18 protein-coding genes are annotated in these 18,381 nt (G+C 60.3%); 7 read left to right on the forward strand and 11 right to left on the reverse strand.

What is annotated here, in order from left to right:
• The first annotated feature begins 9 nt into the window (after window positions 1-9).
• Window positions 10-1,464 carry an OmpA family protein gene (locus tag E5K02_RS26190; RefSeq protein WP_135397715.1) on the forward strand — a complete coding sequence of 485 codons (1,455 nt, stop codon included), beginning with the start codon at window positions 10-12 and terminating at the stop codon, window positions 1,462-1,464.
• Between the two features lie 61 nt (window positions 1,465-1,525).
• On the opposite strand, the gene E5K02_RS21135 is transcribed toward E5K02_RS26190, so the two are convergent.
• The 6 genes from E5K02_RS21135 to E5K02_RS21160 all read right to left on the reverse strand — a co-directional run bounded on the left by E5K02_RS21135 (window position 1,526) and on the right by E5K02_RS21160 (window position 6,712).
• Window positions 1,526-2,770 carry an alpha/beta hydrolase-fold protein gene (locus E5K02_RS21135; RefSeq protein ID WP_135397717.1) on the reverse strand — a complete coding sequence of 415 codons (1,245 nt, stop codon included), beginning with the start codon at window positions 2,768-2,770 and terminating at the stop codon, window positions 1,526-1,528.
• A gap of 169 nt (window positions 2,771-2,939) precedes the next feature.
• Window positions 2,940-3,500, reverse strand: a complete 561-nt coding sequence (locus E5K02_RS21140; protein ID WP_135397719.1) for a DUF4252 domain-containing protein — start codon at window positions 3,498-3,500, stop codon at window positions 2,940-2,942.
• 67 nt (window positions 3,501-3,567) lie between these two features.
• The gene (locus tag E5K02_RS21145; RefSeq protein ID WP_135397721.1) at window positions 3,568-5,094 is read right to left on the reverse strand and encodes a hypothetical protein; all 1,527 of its coding nucleotides are present in this window, start codon (window positions 5,092-5,094) and stop codon (window positions 3,568-3,570) included.
• 211 nt (window positions 5,095-5,305) lie between these two features.
• Window positions 5,306-5,713 (reverse strand): EVE domain-containing protein, encoded by a 408-nt coding sequence (locus E5K02_RS21150; protein WP_135397723.1) that lies wholly within the window; start codon window positions 5,711-5,713, stop codon window positions 5,306-5,308.
• A 106-nt stretch (window positions 5,714-5,819) separates the two neighbouring features.
• Complete coding sequence (locus E5K02_RS21155) at window positions 5,820-6,233, reverse strand: hypothetical protein (RefSeq protein ID WP_135397725.1); 414 nt, start codon at window positions 6,231-6,233, stop codon at window positions 5,820-5,822.
• 83 nt (window positions 6,234-6,316) lie between these two features.
• On the reverse strand, window positions 6,317-6,712 hold the full coding sequence (locus tag E5K02_RS21160; RefSeq protein ID WP_135397727.1) for a hypothetical protein: 396 nt from the start codon (window positions 6,710-6,712) through the stop codon (window positions 6,317-6,319).
• Window positions 6,713-6,910: 198 nt separating this feature from the next.
• Here E5K02_RS21160 and E5K02_RS21165 point away from each other — a divergent pair, with 198 nt between their 5' ends.
• The 4 genes from E5K02_RS21165 to E5K02_RS21180 all read left to right on the forward strand — a co-directional run bounded on the left by E5K02_RS21165 (window position 6,911) and on the right by E5K02_RS21180 (window position 10,516).
• Window positions 6,911-8,656 carry a helix-hairpin-helix domain-containing protein gene (locus E5K02_RS21165; RefSeq protein WP_135397729.1) on the forward strand — a complete coding sequence of 582 codons (1,746 nt, stop codon included), beginning with the start codon at window positions 6,911-6,913 and terminating at the stop codon, window positions 8,654-8,656.
• Window positions 8,657-8,698: 42 nt separating this feature from the next.
• On the forward strand, window positions 8,699-9,688 hold the full coding sequence (locus tag E5K02_RS21170) for a glycosyltransferase family 9 protein (protein ID WP_135397731.1): 990 nt from the start codon (window positions 8,699-8,701) through the stop codon (window positions 9,686-9,688).
• Window positions 9,689-9,783: 95 nt separating this feature from the next.
• Window positions 9,784-10,239: an OsmC family protein gene (locus E5K02_RS21175; RefSeq protein ID WP_135397733.1), complete on the forward strand. Its 456-nt coding sequence runs from the start codon at window positions 9,784-9,786 to the stop codon at window positions 10,237-10,239.
• A 13-nt stretch (window positions 10,240-10,252) separates the two neighbouring features.
• Window positions 10,253-10,516: a UBP-type zinc finger domain-containing protein gene (locus E5K02_RS21180; protein ID WP_135397735.1), complete on the forward strand. Its 264-nt coding sequence runs from the start codon at window positions 10,253-10,255 to the stop codon at window positions 10,514-10,516.
• Between the two features lie 237 nt (window positions 10,517-10,753).
• Here the strand turns inward: E5K02_RS21180 and serS are convergent, their stop codons facing one another.
• Window positions 10,754-12,028, reverse strand: a complete 1,275-nt coding sequence (serS, locus tag E5K02_RS21185) for a serine--tRNA ligase (RefSeq protein WP_135397737.1) — start codon at window positions 12,026-12,028, stop codon at window positions 10,754-10,756.
• Between the two features lie 468 nt (window positions 12,029-12,496).
• On the opposite strand from serS, the gene rho reads away from it, so the two are divergent.
• Together rho and E5K02_RS21195 are read left to right on the forward strand one after the other, a co-directional pair.
• Window positions 12,497-14,659: a transcription termination factor Rho gene (gene rho, locus E5K02_RS21190; protein WP_135397739.1), complete on the forward strand. Its 2,163-nt coding sequence runs from the start codon at window positions 12,497-12,499 to the stop codon at window positions 14,657-14,659.
• 116 nt (window positions 14,660-14,775) lie between these two features.
• Window positions 14,776-15,447 (forward strand): DsbA family protein, encoded by a 672-nt coding sequence (locus tag E5K02_RS21195; RefSeq protein WP_167856529.1) that lies wholly within the window; start codon window positions 14,776-14,778, stop codon window positions 15,445-15,447.
• 5 nt (window positions 15,448-15,452) lie between these two features.
• On the opposite strand, the gene E5K02_RS21200 is transcribed toward E5K02_RS21195, so the two are convergent.
• From E5K02_RS21200 to E5K02_RS21215, 4 genes are all read right to left on the reverse strand, one after another.
• Window positions 15,453-16,073 carry a hypothetical protein gene (locus E5K02_RS21200; RefSeq protein ID WP_135397743.1) on the reverse strand — a complete coding sequence of 207 codons (621 nt, stop codon included), beginning with the start codon at window positions 16,071-16,073 and terminating at the stop codon, window positions 15,453-15,455.
• Between the two features lie 73 nt (window positions 16,074-16,146).
• The gene (locus E5K02_RS21205; RefSeq protein WP_135397745.1) at window positions 16,147-17,025 is read right to left on the reverse strand and encodes a UbiA family prenyltransferase; all 879 of its coding nucleotides are present in this window, start codon (window positions 17,023-17,025) and stop codon (window positions 16,147-16,149) included.
• Between the two features lie 40 nt (window positions 17,026-17,065).
• A complete protein-coding gene (locus E5K02_RS21210) occupies window positions 17,066-17,854 on the reverse strand; it encodes an NUDIX hydrolase (RefSeq protein ID WP_135397747.1) in 789 nt (262 codons plus the stop codon).
• Complete coding sequence (locus tag E5K02_RS21215; protein ID WP_135397749.1) at window positions 17,829-18,365, reverse strand: hypothetical protein; 537 nt, start codon at window positions 18,363-18,365, stop codon at window positions 17,829-17,831. The genes E5K02_RS21210 and E5K02_RS21215 overlap by 26 nt, the downstream gene beginning before the upstream one ends.
• Between the last annotated feature and the right edge of the window lie 16 nt (window positions 18,366-18,381).

The raw sequence follows: 18,381 nt of genomic DNA on the forward strand, positions 1-18,381 counted from the left end.
TCCGTTCTCATGAAACGTTCTCTAATCTCCTCCCTGGCCCTGGGACTGGCGCTCTTGGCGGCGGCCCCGCGTGGGCACGCGCAGACAGCTGACCGCAAAACGGCTATTGGCCTCTACGGCAGCGCCTACCAGTACAAGGGTAGCCTCGGCTCCGATTTCTGGAACTGGAGCAACAACTCCTATGGCCCCGGCATCAGCATCAACCGCTACCTCACCCCCGGCCTCGATTTGGGGTTGCAGGGCGCTTATGTGGAGTTGAAGGGCACCAAGGACGCGGGTACCAACTTCGCGACCAACGTGGTGAATGTGAACCTGGCGCTGAAGCTGAAGCTCAACAACGGCTGGGCGCTAAAAGAAGATGCTAAAATCCAGCCCTATCTGCTGGCCGCGCCCGGCATTGCCTACACCAGCCGCGAAGGCGTGGTGCGCGGGCAGCGCATCGACGAGGACAAAACCTATTTCGACCTGTTTGGCGCCGCCGGTATCAACTTCCAGGTAAGCGAGGCTATCGGCTTGTTTGTGCAGACCGGCCAGCATATTCCGCTCAATGCCAACCTCGACGGGGAGCCGATTCGCGACGATGATAAGTTTGATGACCGCTACCTGCAACACACGGTAGGCGTAAACATTGCCTTCGGCAAAGCCAAGGACACCGACGGTGACGGCGTGCCGGACCGCAAAGACAAATGCCCCGACACGCCCACCGGCGTCGCCGTGGATGAGAACGGCTGCCCCCTGGACGGCGACGGCGACGGAGTTCCGGATTACCAGGATAAGTGCCCCACCGAAAAAGGTGTAGCTAACTTGGAAGGCTGCCCCGACCGTGACAACGACGGTGTGCGCGACGGCGACGACGCCTGCCCCGATACCCCCGGTACGCCCCAGATGCGCGGCTGCCCCGACACCGACAAAGATGGCGTAGCAGATCCGCAGGATAAGTGCCCCGACACACCCGCCGGCACGCAGGTGGATGCCAACGGCTGCCCACTGGTGCTCGACCAAGACAATGACGGCATCCTCGACAACGTGGACAAGTGCCCCGACACCCCGGCCGGTACCCGCGTCGATTCGAACGGCTGCCCGCTCGTTGTGGACCCCGCCCTGCGGAAGCTGGAAGTGCCGATTCGCTTCAAAACCAACAGCACCGTGATTGAGCGGAGCTCGTACCCCGCGCTGAATAAGATGGTAGAAGCCCTGAAAACGCGCCCTGAGTACGGTATCCGCGTCATTGGTCACGCCGACAGCCGCGGTACCGATGAGTACAACCAAGGCCTCTCGGAGCGTCGTGCCGAATCGGTGAAGCGCTACTTCACCGGCAAACAGGTAGAAGGCAGCCGCGTCGTGACCGAAGGTCGTGGTGAAGGGGAGCCTGCCGCCCCGAACACGTCGTCCTCCGGCATGTCGAAAAACCGCCGCGTAGAGTTCAAGTTCGAATTCTTCGCCCTGCCGAAGCCCGCTATGTAATCTGTAGCAGAGTTTATACAAAAAAAGGCCTCACCAATCCGGTGAGGCCTTTTTTTGTGGATTATCGTTTCGGGGTGGTGGTTTGCAACTCGGCTATTTTCTGCCGGGCTTCGGGCAAGTCCTGAATGCGTAAGGCGGCAGCGTAGTAGCGTAGGGCTTGGGCCTTGTCGCCCCGCTGCTCGTAGTAGGCTGCCATGCTGGCGTGGGCGTTGTAGCTCTGGGGGTAGTTCGTTAGGTTCAGCTGCAGAAACTGGTAGGCTTTTTCCCAGAGCTTGTGCTGCATATAGCCCCAGGCATACATATTCATGGTTTCCTCCGGCGGCAGCACGGCATAACCGTATTGCTGCGAAACCTGCGCGTAGTGCCGCTGCACCACCGCCAGAGTAAAGCGTGGGTCGGTGGGGGAAGTGGGCAGAGCCAGCTCCTGATGCCGAAAAAAGGCGTGCAAAGCATCGTACTCGGCCGGCACCGCCACCGAGAAGTGATTTTCGCGGGGGTAGTATTTCCACTGCCAAGCCAAAGAGCCCGGCTTCTGCCGGCGCAGCCGGTCGACCAGGGCCAGGTTAGCCCGCGTATGCCGGGTGCTGCCCGTCGTGTCGCGCCGCACCTGGGCCGTATCGAGGTCTGGCCTTTCGGTGTGCGCCACGGCCAGAAATAGCTTCTGCCCGGTGAATCTACCTTGTTGCCCGGCTGCGTCTAGTTTCCGCAGCACCAGGGTATTGTCCCACCACAGGCTGGGCTCAATGGCTAGGTACGCATTGAACAGCTTGGGCTTGGTGGCCAGTGTGTTCAAGACCGCTAGGCCGCCCAGGGAGTGGCCTACCAGCAGCCGGTACGCCACCGTGGGGTAGTTCGCGTCGATGTAGGGCTGCAGCTCGGTTTCCAGAAACTCCAGGAATTTTTCGCCACCGCCGGATCCGTTCAGCGCCCGGTCTTCGGTCCCATCCCAGCGCCTGGTCGAGTGCGTGGGCGTCAGGTCGCGGGTGCGGGTGGGGTAGGGGTGCGGAATCCCGACCACTATCATTTCGGGGCCCTGGCCGCTCAGGTGCAGTTGCTGGGTTAGGGCCGTGACGTAGGCAAAATTCAAGTCGCCATCCAGCAAATAAAGCACCGGGTAATGCTTGGGCGCGTAGCCGGGCTCGGCGGCAGCCGGCGGCACGTAAATCCACAGACCGCGCCGTTCCTGCAGCACTTTTGAGCTCAGGCTGTCGATGTGGCCAATCGTAATCTTGTTCCGTTGGGCCCGGGCCGGGCCGGCGCCCAAGTGAAGCAGCACTAGCCCCATGGTCATTACTTTCCAAAGCATAGATATCGACGTGTATAAAGTGCTCCTGGCTAGCCAAGAATCGGGTAGATAATGTATAGTTTTTTCAACAAGCCACGAATCTGAAGGACGCAATCAGGCGCTGACCGGGCGGCCACAAAAAAGGCCGCCCGGTTACCGGGCGGCCTTTTTTGTGACTGGAAAAATGGCGCTACTTAGCCAGTTCGCCGCTTACATTAGGCAGGAACCGCACCAGCTTATCAACCTGGCTTTTGGTGAAGTCGCCGGAAATGGCCACGAGCATAAACGACTCGGGGGCACCCTGCACGTTGCCGGTAGCTACCACTTCCTTTACCCGGTCGCCCTGCTCCCGGGCCGAATAGCGCATCACCGTGGTGCCGGCTTCGGCCGTTACGGGCAGGGGCTTGTACCGCTCGTTGGCCAGCAGGCCGTCTACCTCCTTGGTCAGACCCTCGGCTACCAATTCGCGGGCACTACCGGTAGTGGGCGAAAACGTGAGCACCTTCACGCTGCGCACCGCCGAAATAGCCTGGGTCAGCTCATTGTCGCCGCCCAGGTTGCCTAGCTTCAAGAGCAGGAGCCGGGTTGTCAGGCCCGCCGACCAGTCGGTGGCTTTAAAGCCGGAGCGGTTTTCATACTTGTTGAAAAATTCGGCTACCGTGCGGGCGGGGGTGCCGGGGCCGCTGGTACGGCAGCTGCTGGCCGCGAGCAGCGCAATCAGCACCCAAAGAGTCAGAATTCGGTTTTTCATAGCGTAAAAGAAGAGCAAAAAGAACAAACTGCTTTTCCCATACGCAGCCCCGGGCCGTCCGTTCGGCTCAGTTGAAATCGACGGCGTTGACAAAGAACACGTCACGGCCGTGCCAGTTGGCGGCGCGCACGTGCTGGTAGCCAAAAGCCAGAAACCGCCCGCCGTACCAGGCCTGCATGCCGCCGTGGGTAGTGCCCGATGGTTTTTCCTTCACGTTGGGCGTCAACGTGGTGGCAATAGGCACCAGCAAATCATTCGGGGCCGGGGCCGTGCGGTCAATGACTTTGTAGCGGATTTCCTGGTCATCCAAGTACGCCAGGGCAAACCGGCGCCCATCGGGCAGAGCTTGCACCCGCACCATTTCCTGCAAAGAAACACTTTCCACATCCTTTAGCACGAAGGTGTTGTCCCAGAGCAAGTTGCCCCGCCGGTCAAATCCGCAGATAATGGCGTGCGTGGTTCGGTAGCCGTCGAAGTTGCGCGGTAAGCTGCTGCCGGGCCCGTACCAATAGTTGCTGTACCGATAATGGGGGTAGTAGATTTCGGCGACCATCACGTAGCCTTCCGGGCTGGGCAGCAAATCGTGCATTAGCAGGCGGTAGTGCAGCCGAAATTCGCGGGCGGCCGCCAGGCGCCGGGCCCCGCGCTGCCGTAGCCGGGCCTGCCGGTTGGGGCTCATGAAGTCAAAGAAATGCTTCAGGTTCAGAAAGTCGTAGAAGCGCAGCGAGGACCGCACGCCCGTGGGCGTCAGGCCCTGGGTGAGGTCGGTGGCAAACAGGCCCTGGGAAAACCGGTTGTCGCGCAGGGTGTAGGTGCCGGCCATCAGGCGGTTGGTCGAGTCGCCGGTGCTAAGCTGGGCCGTAATCAGGCTGCGGTTGCTTTCGGCCTGCACAAATTCGCTGTGGAGCAGCTTGCCCTGGGGCGAAATCTGCTTGACCTGCAGACGGGATTTTACGCCGTTGGTTTGGCTGACCACAAACTTGATTTGCTTGGCTACCGAGTCGGCCAGAAAGGTCAGCTGGCTGTCGAGCGGTTCGTAGACGGCGGGCAGAAACTGAAACTCGCCCGACTGCAGGTTCAGCATCAGGGCCGTGAGGTGCTGCTCGATTTGCACCGTCACGAAGACGTTGCCATCGAGCACTTTCATGCCGAAGATCTGGTGGTTGATTTTCGTGTCGTAGGTAGAGGAGCGGATTTCGCCGGTGCGGCTGTTCAGCGCCGCAACCCAGAGTTTATTGGCCAGAAAATCGTCCTGAAACAAGGCGTATACCATCGTTCCTTCGGCGCACATCCGCGACAGGTAGAACCGTTCGGGTACTTCCAGGGGCTTCGTCCAGCGGGTGTGCAGGGCGTGGTCCAGCTTCTGAAACGTGTAGGTGCTATTGCGGGAAAGCCGGGGCTCACGCTCAATGAGCAGCACGGCGCTGCTGTCTTCGGGAATAGCCAACACGTCCACGTCACTGGAATACGTTTCCAGGTCGAGTTCCAGCCTGGCGGTTTGCCGGGGCGCATCCGCGGGTACATCCTGGGCCCGCAGCTGGCCGGGCAAAGCCGCCAACATCAGCAGAAGGAGGCCGAGTAGGGTTTGTTTCATAAGAACCATCGGGCAGGGCACCGCGCCAGTATCAGGTAAGGGGAAGATACGACGAAGGCCAGACAATAGCCACGCGTCGTACTATGCCTGATGCCGCGTTTCGTCATTTTGCACACAACATCCGGCGAATCGTATTCTGTTCAGGCCCGCAAAAAAACCTGGCCCTCCAGAAAAGACCAGGTTTTGGCAAAAAATGGGAAGTGGGAACAGGCTAGCTGCCCAGCTCCAGCAGCACGTCAAACTCCTCGGCGCGCAGGGGCATTACGCTCAGGCGCGACTGGCGCAGCAGCCCGATCTGGCCCAGGCGGCTGTCTTGCTTGATCTGTTCGAGCCGGACGGGCCGGGCCAGGGCCTGCTGGGGGCGTAGCTCCACGGCTACCCAGCCACTGCCGGCTTCGGCCGTTGCGTCGGGGGCGGCGGCTTGGCTAACCTCGGCAATGCCCACCACGGTTTTTTCGGTTACGCTGTGGTAAAATAACACCAGGTCGCCGGGCTGCATCTGCTGCAGGTAGTTGCGGGCCTGAAAATTACGCACCCCGGTCCAGTCGGTGCGGCCGTCTTGGGTGAAGTTCTGCCAGGAGTAGGCGCTGGGTTCTGATTTTACGAGCCAGTAATTCATGAAAGCAAAAAGAAAGCAAAGGAAAAGCCCGGCAAAAGAAGACTGAAAAATGTTCAGTTCAGCTTTTGTCGGGCTTTTTATCCGGTTGCCCCGGCGTCGAACCAGGCTATTCTACCCGCCGCACGTAGAGCACGTCGTTTTGGATCGAAATCAACTGCAGGCCGTAGCTGATGCTTTTGCCGCTGGGCGTAATGCGGAACGTGCTGTTGTCTTCCGTAATCCAGAGGCCGGGGTAAATGGCAATACCATCGGTAGGCGAGGGGCCCCGCCCGGTAAAAACACCGTTTTCATCGAACCGAAACCCATTGCGGGGCCAGGAAGCGGGAAACGCGTAGGTATCGGGGCGGAATACTTTAATGTCGCTGCCGGGCTGCTCTTCCTCCCACGACTCCACCCAGTTGCGCCCCTGGATCTGGGAATCAAAGGAGGCTTGGGTAACAATTGGAGCAGTAGGATCGGACTCTTTGGAGCAGCTACCCAGCAGAAGCAGGGCGCTAAGCGAAAAAAGCAAGAGGCGCATAAAGCAGAACAAAAAATTGCGGGAGTATATAGACTAGATACTATAATAGGGGTGAAGGTTGCACGGCGGCACCGCTTCTCTCGTTACTCCAGGCGGCGCACCTTCAGCACCCCGCTTTCCAACGACACAATTTCGAGCTTGTAGTCAGGGTCTTTTTTATCGTCGAGGCTGATGAGCAGAATAGTGCTGCCTTCGGCCTTCCACGTGCCCTTGCGGCCTTCCAGGCCGTCGGTAGGAGCAATGTCATATTGCGTAAACAGGCCGTTGTGGTCGAACTGGAACCCCGTGCGGCCCCGGGAAGGCGGGAAGGCGTAGGTATTGGGCCGGTACACCTGCACGTCGCCCTGGTCTTCCTCGTGGGCATGCAGCCAGGTGCCTTCCAGCTGCTTGAGCCGGGGCGTCGAAGCCCGCGAATCGGTGTTGCAGGTGCCAGCCAGCAGAAACATACTCAGCGAAGCCAATAAAGCCAGTAAGCGCATACGAAAGACGAAAAGGAGAATAAACCTAGCCACTGCTCGGCAATGGGCCGTAGGAGCGAATGTACGACTTTGGCCCGTACCTTTGACCAGCCACCCCCATCTGGTTTCGTTGTTAGCTGCCCGTTGCTTGCCGTCCGTTTCGGCAGTTCCGCCCCCCGGCTAACAACTGATAACCGACAACTAGCAACTACAAACGAAGTGGATAACCGCGCCCTTATTCGTGCTTTTCGCCTCGCCGCGTCGCTTATGGAGCTGCACGACGAGAATCCTTTCAAAATCCGGGCATACGAAGGCACCGCCGCTACGCTCGAGCGCCTGGAGCTGCCCGTGGCCGACATGGACCGCACTGGCCTGCCCGACCGCACGGGGCTGAGCAAGACGGCCGCGGCCAAAGTAGCCGAAATGCTGGATACGGGCACGTTTGAGGAGCTGCGCAAGCTCCTGGAAATTACCCCGCCCGGCGTGGTCGAAATGCTGGGTATCAAAGGCATCGGACCGAAGAAAATCCGGGCCCTGTGGCGGGAGCTGGGCATCGAAAGCCCCGAGAAACTGCGCGAGGCCGCCGAGCGGGACGAGGTGAGCAAGCTCAAGGGCTTTGGCAAGAAAACCCAGGACCTGATTCTGGCCGCCCTCGAATTCAACCAGGAAAGCCGGGGCAAGGTGCTCTACCCCCAGGCCGAAGAGCTGGCCGAGGACCTGGCCCGCCGCCTGCGCGAGGCGCTGCGCACCGAGTCGGTGGCCGTGGCCGGGGAAGTGCGCCGCCGCCTCGAAATCGTAGAAACCATTGTGCTGGTGGCGGCTACTGCCCAGCCCTGGCAGGCCCACGAGCTGCTGAATGGCCTCGAGGGCCTCACGCCCGACCCGCAACGCTCCGGGCCCTTTGCCTGGCGCGGCACGGCCACGGCTTCGGGCGTGAAAGTGGAAGTGCAGCTGGTCAGCAAGGAAAACTTCGTCAACCAGCTGTTTCTGCTCTCCGCTACCGATGCCCACCTGACCGAGCCCCTGGCCCACGCCGGCCGGGCCGGCACCCTGCGGCAACTGGTCAAGCAGGAAAAGTTTTACCAGGAAACGGCCATCTACGAAAAAGCCGGCCTGCAATACGTGGAGCCCGAGCTGCGCGAAGGTCTGGGCGAAGTAGCCCTGGCCCAGGAAAAAAAGCTGCCCCAGCTGCTGACCGAAGAAGACCTGCGCGGCTCCCTGCACAACCACAGCACTTACTCCGACGGCGCCCACACCCTGCGGCAGATGGCCGAGTTTCTGCGCGACCAGGGCTACGAGTACCTGGGCATCTGCGACCATTCGCAGGCAGCCCACTACGCCAACGGCCTCAGCCCCGAGCGGGTGCGGCAGCAGCAGCGCGAAATCGACCAGCTAAATCAGGAGCTGGCTCCTTTCCGCATTTTCAAAGGCATTGAGAGCGACATTCTCGGCGACGGTTCGCTCGATTATTCCAACAACGTGCTCGAAAGCTTCGACTTCATCGTGGCCTCGGTGCACAGCAATCTGCGCATGGATGAGCGCAAAGCCACCGAGCGGCTGCTGCGGGCCATTGCCAACCCCTACACCACCATGCTGGGCCACCCCACGGGCCGGCTGCTGCTACGCCGCGAAGGCTACCCCATCAACCACAAGGCCATTATCGACGCCTGTGCCCAACACAAGGTCATCATCGAAATCAATTCCAACCCCTGGCGGCTGGACCTGGACTGGCGCTGGGTGCGCTACGCCCTGGACCAAGGCGTGAAGCTCAGCATCAACCCCGACGCTCACCACACCGACGGCTACGCTGACATGCGTTACGGCGTGATGATGGGCCGCAAGGGCGGGCTGACCAAGGACATGACCTTCAACGCCCTGAGTGCGGAGGAAATGGCTGCCTATTTTGCCGAGCGCAAGGCCAATATTACCCCGCCCCTGGAATTTAAAGACTCCCTATTTGGGTAATAGTACGGGTCGGCTACGTCCAGCCGGCCGTGAGTAGCTTGTATGAAAATTCTGGTTCTGCGCTTTTCTTCCATCGGTGATATTGTGCTGACAACGCCCGTGGTGCGGGCGCTAAAGCAGCAGGTGCCCGGAGCACAGGTGCATTTTTGCACCAAACCTGCCTACCGCAGCCTTATCGAACCCAACCCCTACATCGACAAAGCGCACTACCTGACCGGCACCCTGGGCGAGTTGGTGGCCGAGTTGCGGCAGGAGCGGTTCGACTATGTCGTCGATTTGCACAACAACCTGCGCACCAGTATCCTGAAGCTGCGCCTGGGCGTGAAATCGGCCAGCTTCGACAAGCTCAACGGGCAGAAATGGCTGCTGGTGAATACCAAAGTAGATCTGCTGCCGCGGGTGCACATCGTGGAGCGTTACTTGGCCGCCGCCGCCGCCCTGGGGGTAACAGACGACAAACAGGGCCTGGATTACTTTATTCCCGAACAGGACGAGGTGAACGTGGCCACGCTGCCGGCGGGGTTTCAGCCGGGCTACGTCGCGTTTGCCATTGGGGCGCAGCACGCCACTAAGCGTTTGCCCACCGAGCGAATCATTGAATTGTGTGCCCAGCTCAACCGGCCCGTGGTGCTGCTCGGTGGCCCCGAGGACGAAAGCAACGGTCATATCGTGGAGCTGGCCTTTGAAAACAACCCCGCCTCGCGCACAACCATTTACAACGCCTGCGGCCACTACTCGCTAAACCAGTCGGCCTCGCTGGTGCGGCAGGCCCAGTTTGTCGTCAGCCACGACACCGGCCTGATGCACATTGCGGCCGCCTTTCACAAGGAGATTTTCAGCGTGTGGGGCAACACCGTACCCGAGTTTGGCATGTACCCCTACCGGACCGAGTTTCGGGTGCTCGAGGTGCGCGGGCTGCCGTGCCGTCCCTGCTCCAAAATCGGCTACGCTAAGTGTCCGCAGGGGCATTTCAGGTGTATGCGCGACATAACGTTCGATCTGGATCTGCCGCCCAGCCACGACGGCCGGTAAGCTCGGCCACGACAGCTGGGATACGCGGCGACAATTGGTTACCTTTTGCCTTTCCGCCCGGCGGTGGTTGCCGTTTGGGTCTAACGACTAGTTCCATGCTGGCAGATAAACACGTGCTGGTGCGCGTCGGCCCCGAGGCATTGCAAGCCGATGTGCAGGCCGGGCGCCACACCTTTATTGTGGACGAGCCTACCGAGGTGGGCGGGCAAGACCGGGGGCCCACGCCCTACGACTTATTGCTCAGCGCCCTGGGCGCCTGCACCGCCATTACGCTCCGCCTCTACGCCACCCAGAAAAAATGGCCGCTCGAAGGCATAGAAGTGCGGCTGAGTCATCAGCGCGTGCACGAGCACGACTGTGAGAAGTGTGAGCAGCCGGGGCAGATGCTGGAGGAAGTCACCAAGGAACTGCGCCTGCTCGGCCCCCTGACCGAGGAGCAGCGCCAGCGCCTGGAGGCAATTTCCCAGAAGTGCCCGGTGCAGAAAACCCTGATGAGCGGCCTGCGCATTGTCACGCGGCTGGTACCTGAAACCGAATTTCTTACCTCTTAAAACGTGTTGCTCTATGGCCCTTTGTCAGCATTTGCAGGCTATTGAACCCATTATTCCGGCGGCTGCCTACAGCTGCGCCGAGTGCCTAGCGCTGGGCGACACCTGGGTGCACCTGCGCGTGTGTCAAAGCTGCGGCCACGTCGGCTGCTGCGACTCGTCTAAGAACAAGCACGCCACCCAGCATTTTCGGGCCACCCAGCACCCGGTGGTTACCTCCGCCGAGCCCGGTGAGCAATGGGCCTGGTGCTACCAGGATCAGGCTATGGCCGAATATTAGTTGCCTTCAGCTCTGCTGGCGCAGAAAGCATTGGAAAGTGAACAAACGTCTCCTGGTGAGCCTGAACGCCGAAGTTATTCTTCTAAAATGAGCTGATGCTTGGAAAGAGGAAAGCCCTTACTCGTTGTGCTACGAGTAAGGGCTTTCTGGTAAAAGGGCGGGGACTACGGCGCCGAGTGAGTCATTGCAAGCAATGCGAAGCAATGACTCACTCGGCGCCTCGCGAAAACAGGTTGTCTACCCGATTTTGCTGAACCCGCAGTAGCTGTGCAGCACTTCCGGCAGCTGAATGCCGTCTTCCGCCTGATTGTTTTCCAGGAGGGCTGCTACAATGCGAGGCAGGGCCAGGGCCGAGCCATTGAGCGTATGAAGCAGCTGGGTTTTGCCATTGTCGCCGCGGTAACGCAGCTTGAGGCGGTTGGCTTGGTAGGTTTCAAAGTTCGAGGCCGAGCTTACTTCCAGCCACCGCTGCTGGGCGGCACTCCACACCTCCAGGTCGAAGGTCAGGGCCGAGGTAAAGCCCATGTCGCCGCCGCAGAGGCGCAGCACGCGGTAGGGTAGCTCTAGCTTCTGCAGCAGCCCTTCGATGTGGACCACCATGCCGTCGAGGGCCGCGTAGCTGTCTTCGGGCTTGGTAATCTGCACGATTTCGACCTTGTCGAACTGGTGCAGGCGGTTGAGGCCGCGCACGTGGGCGCCCCACGAACCCGCCTCGCGGCGGAAGCAGGGCGTGTAGCCGGCATTGCGCACCGGCAGCTGGTCGGGGGCAATGATTTCGTTGCGGTAGAGGTTGGTAATGGGCACCTCGGCCGTCGGAATCAGGTACAGGTCGTCGGCCGTGGAGTGGTACATCTGGCCTTCCTTGTCGGGTAGCTGGCCCGTGCCGTAGCCGCTGGCCTCGTTCACCAGAATCGGGGGCTGGATTTCAGTATAGCCGGCATTGCGGGCCTCATCCAGAAAAAAGTTAATCAGGGCGCGCTGTAGGCGGGCGCCCTGCCCTTTATACACCGGGAAACCGGCGCCGGTAATCTTATTGCCCAGCGCAAAGTCAATGATGTCGTACTGCTCGATAAGCTCCCAGTGGGGCTTGGCCGTAGCGGGCAGCTCGGGCTTGGTGCCTACTTCGCGCACGACTTCGTTGTCGTCGGCCGAGCGGCCTTCCGGTACGCTGCTGTGGGGCACGTTGGGCAGTTTGTACAAGGTTTGCTGCAGGGCTTCCTCTACCTGTACCAGTTCGTCAGAATGGGTTTTGGTCAGCTGCTTAAGCTCGGCGGTGCGGGCCTTTAGAGTTTCGGCCCCGGCTTTATCGCCGCTTTTCATCAACCCCCCGATTTGCCGGGCCAGGTCATTGGCTTCGGCCTGGGCTTGGTCGTGCTCAGTTTGCAGCTGTTTGCGGCGCTGGTCCAGGTTCAAGATGGCCGAAACATCCGCTTCCGCCGTTTTATAGTGTCTTTTGGCTAGGCCGGCCAAGACCAGCTCGGTATTATCTCGCAGAACAGAAACTTGCAGCATAAGGCAGAAAACGCGGTTTTGAACAAGGGCAAAAGTAGGTTTTTTTGAATAGGCTTTCGGATAAAAACACGATTGATACGGCGGTGAAACCTCAAACTGCTTTTCGGGGTAAGCTATACGGTGCTGGTAGTGCATGGAAAGCGCGGGGGTCAATCCTGGCTGAAAATGGAAGCCAGCAAGTACTTGGAAGGGCTTCGCACCAATCAGTTAAAAAAAATGTATCCCATTTGGCGGTTCGGGCGTATTACGCTAACATTGCGTAAGCAAGCCGGCCGCTGATGCCGGGCCCGCAGTCAGTTTTATTGCGCACGGCCCGATTTATCCCCAGCGCCTCCCCCTCGTAATTACCCCCGTTTCATTCCGTTACTGTGCTTCCGCGCCGCCTTGCGGCTGCTTCTGTTGCCCGGATTGGCCTGTGTTGCTCTGTGTCGGTTTCGCCCCGCCCGTTTTTTCTCCCAGTTTTAGTGTATGTACAATATTGAAGAGTTGAAGGACCGTCTGCTTTCCGAGTTGAAGGAAATAGCGGAAGAACTGAACGTCGGTAACTTCAAAAAACTCAGCAAGCAGGATCTGATTTATAAGATTCTGGATCAGCAGGCCATCACGCCAGCCGACAAGCTCCCCAAAAAAGTGAAAACGGGTGACGATAAACCCGCGGCCACCGCGCCGTTGGCTTTCTCGGATGTAGCCGTAGCTGCGGCTCCGGCGGCGCCCGAACTGCCGGCTCCGGTAGCGGTAGCTCCCGCTCCCCGCACCAACTCCCGGGCCCCGCGAACCACCCCGCCCCGTCGCGACAATGGCGTAGCCCGTGCTACGGCCGCCGCTGCGGCTCCGGTTGCTGTAGCAGCCGAAGTTGTCGCCCCGGTAGCTGTGGAAGCCGCCCCAGTGGCAGCCGAAGTTGCTGCTCCTGCCGCTGAAACCCCGGCCCGGCCCATCAAGCCTTACCAGCGCCCCGAGCGCCGGAGCCGCTCGGAAGGGCGGAGCCGCGTAGAAGAAGCCCCAGCTGCAGTGGCTGCCCCAGCCGCTGAAGAGGTGAACAATTCGGCGGCCGAAGTGGCCGTTGCGGCGCCGGTAGAGGTGGAAGCCGTAGCAACGACCCCCGAAGCGGTAGTGGCACCCGCCCCACCGCGGGAGCCCCGTCCGGAGCAGACGAACGGCCAGCCTCGTGAGCAGCGGGAGAGCCGGGAAGATGGCCGGGAGCCCCGCAATTTCCGAGAGAACCGGGAGCCCCGCGAAGGCCGCGAGCCCCGGGAACAGCGGGCCGATGCGCCGCGCGAATACCGCAATGATGTTGTGCGTGAGCCCCGGGAAGGCCGTGAGGGCCGGGAGCCGCGCGAGCCGCGCCCCCTGCGCGACACGCCCCGTGAACTGCGGGAGCCCCGCCCGGAGCGGGAAGGCCGCGAAGGACGGCGGGAAGACCGGTTTGCCGCTCGGGACCAGCAGCGGCAGCTGCGTCAGGGCGGTGAGCCGCGGCCTCAGGGTGAGCAGGCTCAGCAGCGCCCCCGCAACGATTTTGACATTGTAATTCCCAGCGAAGGTACACTGGAAATGATGCCCGACGGCGGCTACGGCTTCCTTCGCTCGCCCTTCTACAACTACCTCGCCTCGCCGGATGACATTTATGTGGCTCCGCAGCAGGTAAAGCAGTTTGGCCTGAAAGCTGGCGACACGGTAAAATGCACAATCCGCCCCCCGCGGGAAGGTGAAAAGTACTTTGCCCTGGTTGGCGTAGAAGGCATTAACGGCCGGACACTGGAGGAAGCCCGGGACCGTATCCCGTTCACCAACCTCACGCCGCTGTTTGCCGAAGAGCGGCTGAAGCTGTCGACCAAGTCGAGCCAGCTGAGCACCCGCATTCTGGACCTGTTTGCCCCCATTGGCAAAGGCCAGCGCGGGTTGATTGTGGCCCAGCCCAAAACCGGTAAAACGGTGCTGCTGCAGGAAATTGCCAACTCGATTTCCGAAAACCACCCCGAGGTCTACCTCATCATCCTGTTGATTGATGAGCGCCCGGAAGAAGTAACGGACATGGCCCGCTCGGTGAAAGCCGAAGTGCTGAGCTCCACCTTCGACGAAACGGCCGACCGCCACGTGAAAATTGCCAGCATTGCGCTGGAAAAAGCCAAGCGCCTGGTAGAGTGCGGCCACGACGTGGTGATTCTACTCGACTCGATTACCCGCTTGGCTCGTGCTTATAACACGGTGCAGCCCGCTTCGGGCAAGATTCTGTCGGGTGGTGTGGACGCTAATGCCCTGCATAAGCCTAAGCGCTTCTTCGGTGCGGCCCGCAACGTGGAAAACGGCGGCTCGTTGACCATCATTGCTACGGCCCTGATTGAAACCGGCTCCAAGATGGACGAGGTTATCTTCGAGGAATTCAAGGGTACCGGCAACATGGAACTGCAGCTGGACCGCAAGCTGGCCAACAAGCGTATCTTCCCGGCCATCGACGTGCCGGCCTCGGGTACCCGTCGCGAGGACCTGCTCATGAATAAAGACGAGTTGAACCGCATCTGGGTGCTGCGCAAGTTCATGGCCGACATGACCGCCTCGGAGGCCATGGAGTTCTTGAAGGACCGCATGAAAGGCACCAAGGACAACGAAGAGTTCCTGATGTCGATGAACGGCTAAGCCGGATATAAAAGAACGAAAAAGCCAGTGGAACCATGTTTCACTGGCTTTTTCATTTCATGCCGCCCAAACTTTTACCTTCTTTGCCGGTCTTACTGCTTTTGCCAATACCTGATATGGAACAAACCCCCGACCTGCCCGAACTGCTGTACATTTTTGACCCGCTGTGCGGCTGGTGCTACGGCATGAGCCCGGTCGTGGAGCGTATCCAAAACGAGTTTGCCGGCCGCCTGACGGTATCAGTGCTCAGCGGCGGCATGGTGACGGGCGAAAACGTGGGCCCCATCCGGCACGACTGGGACTATATCAGCGGGGCACTGGCCCAGGTGGAAAAGGTGGCCGGCGTTAGCTTCGGGCCCGCCTTTCGGGCGCTGGGTGCCGAGGGCAGCTACATCCAGGATTCGGAGCCGCCTTGCCGGGCCCTGACTGTCTTTCGCCAGCTCGACCCTTACAACCAGACGGCCAGCTTTGCCCACGCCTTGCAGCAGGCGTACTTCGGGGAAGGCAAAAATCTGAACGACTCGGCAACTTACGAGGTGCTGGCCGCTGACTTTGGCTTGAACGTAGCCGAGTTCAGCCGGCGACTGGCCTTGCCCGAAACCGCCCACGCGACGCGCCAGGAGTTTGCGGCGGTGGCTCGAATTGGGGTGCAGGGGTTTCCTACCAGTATTTTGCGCGTGGGCAACCAAGGTTACCTCCTTGCCCGCGGCTTTATGCCCTACGAGGCCTTTGCCAGCAGCCTGGAGCAGGCTATGCAGCAGGCCGCCGAAGAGCACGGAAACCAGTAGAGCCGCTAGCCGCCCTGGCTCGGCAGATGCACTACCTGCTTTTTCAGCGGCGACCAGACAATCCGCTTGCGGTCTTCCTTGCCAACCAGATACTGGAAGCTCATGGCGTCGGGGCGCTTGCGTAGGTCGTCCCAGGTGGCGCGGTCCAGGTCGCCGGGCGTGTAGGTGTCTTGGGAGCCCACGGCGGGCTTGCGGAAGTTTGGCTCGGCGAAAAGGTTGTCGATTCGGCGGCGAACAAAGGCCTCGCGCTCGGCTTGGGTGGCCGTAGCGGTTTTCATCTCATACACCATCGAGGCTTCCAGATCAGCCGGGCTCAGCATCTCGCGGAAGATGACCTGCCCGGCCGCATCCGTAATCGTAAAGGAAACCTGCCCGTTGAGCACCGAAGTACCGCGCAGCACGGCCGTAAAGAGGTCGGGAGAGCCGGGTGAAGAAAAAACGTGGCGTTGTCGCACTACCTTCAACGTATCCGACTGAGCCGTCACATTCTGCGCCCGGGCCGTATCCAGCGGCTCGGCTGCCGTGGCCACGGAGTCGGTGGTGGTGGCACTCGTGGTCTGCGACGAATCGGAGGTAGAGCAGGCACTAGACAAAGTCAGCAGTGAAAGCAAAGCGAGTGTACGCATAGTCGTTGAAGGCGCTTATAGGTGGTAATTGCTGCGCAATACGTACCGTTTGGCTTTCCTGTTGAGCCACGAGCTACACATAGCTTAGAATCAGCATCACCAGAAAAGCACCGCTCAGGCATAAGGATGATACCTGATTCATCCGCATGGTATGCTCATAATCGGCGGCGGCTGGGTTGTGCCACACGGCCCAGGCCCAGCGCGTAAACAGAAAGACGACCGGACCGGTGGCAACCAGGAAAATCAGCAGGTTGCGCAGTTCGTGGCGCAGCCAATACGCTATAGCCATCAGTACTGCCCCGGCCAGCAGGCCCACGCCCGCAAAAAGGAAGGTGCCCCGAATGCCGAGCCACAGGCTGAGGGTCTGGTCGCCGCGCTGCCGGTCTTCCTGGTGCTGATATACCTGCGTGAGCGGGTAGGAGCCGCACAGAAACAGGGTGCTGACCAAGGCCAGCAGCAAGTTAGAGGATTCCAGAATAGCGCCTGTGGGTGCTCCAACCCCGACCTGGGTCATCAGGAAGGTAAAGGCCCCTTGAAAAACGACGACCACTGCAGTGCTCAGAAACGGGTACTTCTTAAGCCGGACTCCTTCGTAGCTATAGGCTTTGGAAACGAGCAGATACACGGCTACCAGCGCGGCAAACAGCGGCGACAACAAGGCCGCTCCCAGCACGGCCAACGCGTCGAACAGCCAGACCAGGTGAATTAACTCCTCGGATACCTTCGGGGGGCGCTTGAGGCCGCCAATGCTGCCTTCGTCCCGGTCGTAGTAGGAGTTGTAGCCGTTGGAGGCCGGATACACCAGCAGGTGCAGAATCAGGAATACGGCGGCGGCTCGCCCCGGTGCCACCGCCTGGGGCAGGGCACTAAGCCCAAACCAGTACACCGGCATCAGGTAGATGGAAAAGGGGATGCGCAGCAGCGGCAGCGCCCGGCGGTAAGCAAGCAGCATAAAGCAAATGTAGACGTTCGGGCCAAACCCACTGGTTAGCCTACTTCGGATAGCCCACCAGATAGGTTACCTCGGGCCCCCAGCTGTGGCGCACTTTGCCCGCCTGCCAGTGAAATTGCTGGCCGGGGTCGGCACGGCGGGCCAGCTCCAGCAGCTGGGCCGGCGGATACATGCGCAGAATTGAAACGGTGCCATCCCAGATAGTGAAGAGAGGAATAAGTGGCACAACGTAGGTGAAAAACAGCCGGCTGAGCCGGAAAGGGCGCATAAAGGGCGTAATCAGCAACTGGGCCACGGGCAGCACCGTCCAGGCCAACAGAATTTCGAGCCAGTGCTTGCCCGCGCCTTCAAACACGCCAATGCCCGAGTTCTGGCGCACGGCATCGGCCAGCATAGCCTCGGCGGCAGGGGGGGAGAAGTGGTGAAAAGCAGAAAAAATAGTGCGAAAACCCACCAGCCCGGGCGGCACCGCCAGGGCATTTACCGGGACGGGCTCAAAGTCGATGACCGGGGCATTGCGCTGGGCCAGCAGCTGCCAGGCGGCGGGCTGCGGATACAAATCAGTAAGGGTGACGCGCAACTGCTGCAACTCGGGGTATTGGCGCAAGGCCAGCGTCACGCCCTCGGTACCGCCCCCGGCCCCGGCCCCTAGTTCTACGAGCCGCTGCTGCCCCGTGGCTTGCAGGGCCTCCCGAAGCAGGGGCACAATGGGCTGGTAGGTATTCAGGGCACTAATCATAAAGCGCAGGTAGTCCATCATGCCAGCCCTGATGACCCCGGGAAACCAGGGCAGGTCTTCAAATTCAAATAGCTGGAGGCGCAGGCGCATGGGAGGTCTGGGAGGAGGAAGGAAAAGCGGAACGCAGATAAGAACGATTAGCCCACAGCGTAACCAGGTAGGCCGCCAGAATCCAGGACCGGCATGTTTTCAGGGCCCAGAACCAGTTCACATCTACGAATTCTGACCCGGCTTCCTGAAGGGTGGGTACGGGTAAAAAAGCCCCCAGGGTTACGCCCATCAGCAGCCAGGCCCAGCGTTGCCAGGCAGGCCTGCGGGGGCCGTAGCGGCGTAGCCCGGCCAGCGTGGCGAATAGAACCAGGAATGCCGGCCAGGATAACCACAGGGCGAGGTAGGTAACGAAGCCTAAGGTTCCCAGCAGTTTTTCTATTTCTTCCACAAAATTGACCTGCTCACCATTTGTATCGGACAAACTGGCTGACAAGAGCACCCACAGTAGCGTACCTAACACCAGAATAAGTATATACTGGCCTACTGCGGCTAATACCAATCGGCCTATCGGTAGCCAGCGGTTAGTAGTCGACGGGGCTACATAATCCATAGCGCAGGAAAATTTG

It is taken from the genome of Hymenobacter metallicola (assembly GCF_004745645.1).
GTDB lineage: Bacteria > Bacteroidota > Bacteroidia > Cytophagales > Hymenobacteraceae > Hymenobacter > Hymenobacter metallicola.

Coding starts and splice junctions, on each gene's coding strand:
- E5K02_RS26190 (WP_135397715.1), top strand. CDS start 10: ATGAAACGTTCTCTAATCTCCTCCCTGGCCCTGGGACTGGCGCTCTTG.
- E5K02_RS21135 (WP_135397717.1), bottom strand. CDS start 2,770: ATGCTTTGGAAAGTAATGACCATGGGGCTAGTGCTGCTTCACTTGGGC.
- E5K02_RS21140 (WP_135397719.1), bottom strand. CDS start 3,500: ATGAAAAACCGAATTCTGACTCTTTGGGTGCTGATTGCGCTGCTCGCG.
- E5K02_RS21145 (WP_135397721.1), bottom strand. CDS start 5,094: ATGAAACAAACCCTACTCGGCCTCCTTCTGCTGATGTTGGCGGCTTTG.
- E5K02_RS21150 (WP_135397723.1), bottom strand. CDS start 5,713: ATGAATTACTGGCTCGTAAAATCAGAACCCAGCGCCTACTCCTGGCAG.
- E5K02_RS21155 (WP_135397725.1), bottom strand. CDS start 6,233: ATGCGCCTCTTGCTTTTTTCGCTTAGCGCCCTGCTTCTGCTGGGTAGC.
- E5K02_RS21160 (WP_135397727.1), bottom strand. CDS start 6,712: ATGCGCTTACTGGCTTTATTGGCTTCGCTGAGTATGTTTCTGCTGGCT.
- E5K02_RS21170 (WP_135397731.1), top strand. CDS start 8,699: ATGAAAATTCTGGTTCTGCGCTTTTCTTCCATCGGTGATATTGTGCTG.
- E5K02_RS21175 (WP_135397733.1), top strand. CDS start 9,784: ATGCTGGCAGATAAACACGTGCTGGTGCGCGTCGGCCCCGAGGCATTG.
- E5K02_RS21180 (WP_135397735.1), top strand. CDS start 10,253: ATGGCCCTTTGTCAGCATTTGCAGGCTATTGAACCCATTATTCCGGCG.
- serS (WP_135397737.1), bottom strand. CDS start 12,028: ATGCTGCAAGTTTCTGTTCTGCGAGATAATACCGAGCTGGTCTTGGCC.
- rho (WP_135397739.1), top strand. CDS start 12,497: ATGTACAATATTGAAGAGTTGAAGGACCGTCTGCTTTCCGAGTTGAAG.
- E5K02_RS21195 (WP_167856529.1), top strand. CDS start 14,776: ATGGAACAAACCCCCGACCTGCCCGAACTGCTGTACATTTTTGACCCG.
- E5K02_RS21200 (WP_135397743.1), bottom strand. CDS start 16,073: ATGCGTACACTCGCTTTGCTTTCACTGCTGACTTTGTCTAGTGCCTGC.
- E5K02_RS21205 (WP_135397745.1), bottom strand. CDS start 17,025: ATGCTGCTTGCTTACCGCCGGGCGCTGCCGCTGCTGCGCATCCCCTTT.
- E5K02_RS21210 (WP_135397747.1), bottom strand. CDS start 17,854: ATGCGCCTGCGCCTCCAGCTATTTGAATTTGAAGACCTGCCCTGGTTT.
- E5K02_RS21215 (WP_135397749.1), bottom strand. CDS start 18,365: ATGGATTATGTAGCCCCGTCGACTACTAACCGCTGGCTACCGATAGGC.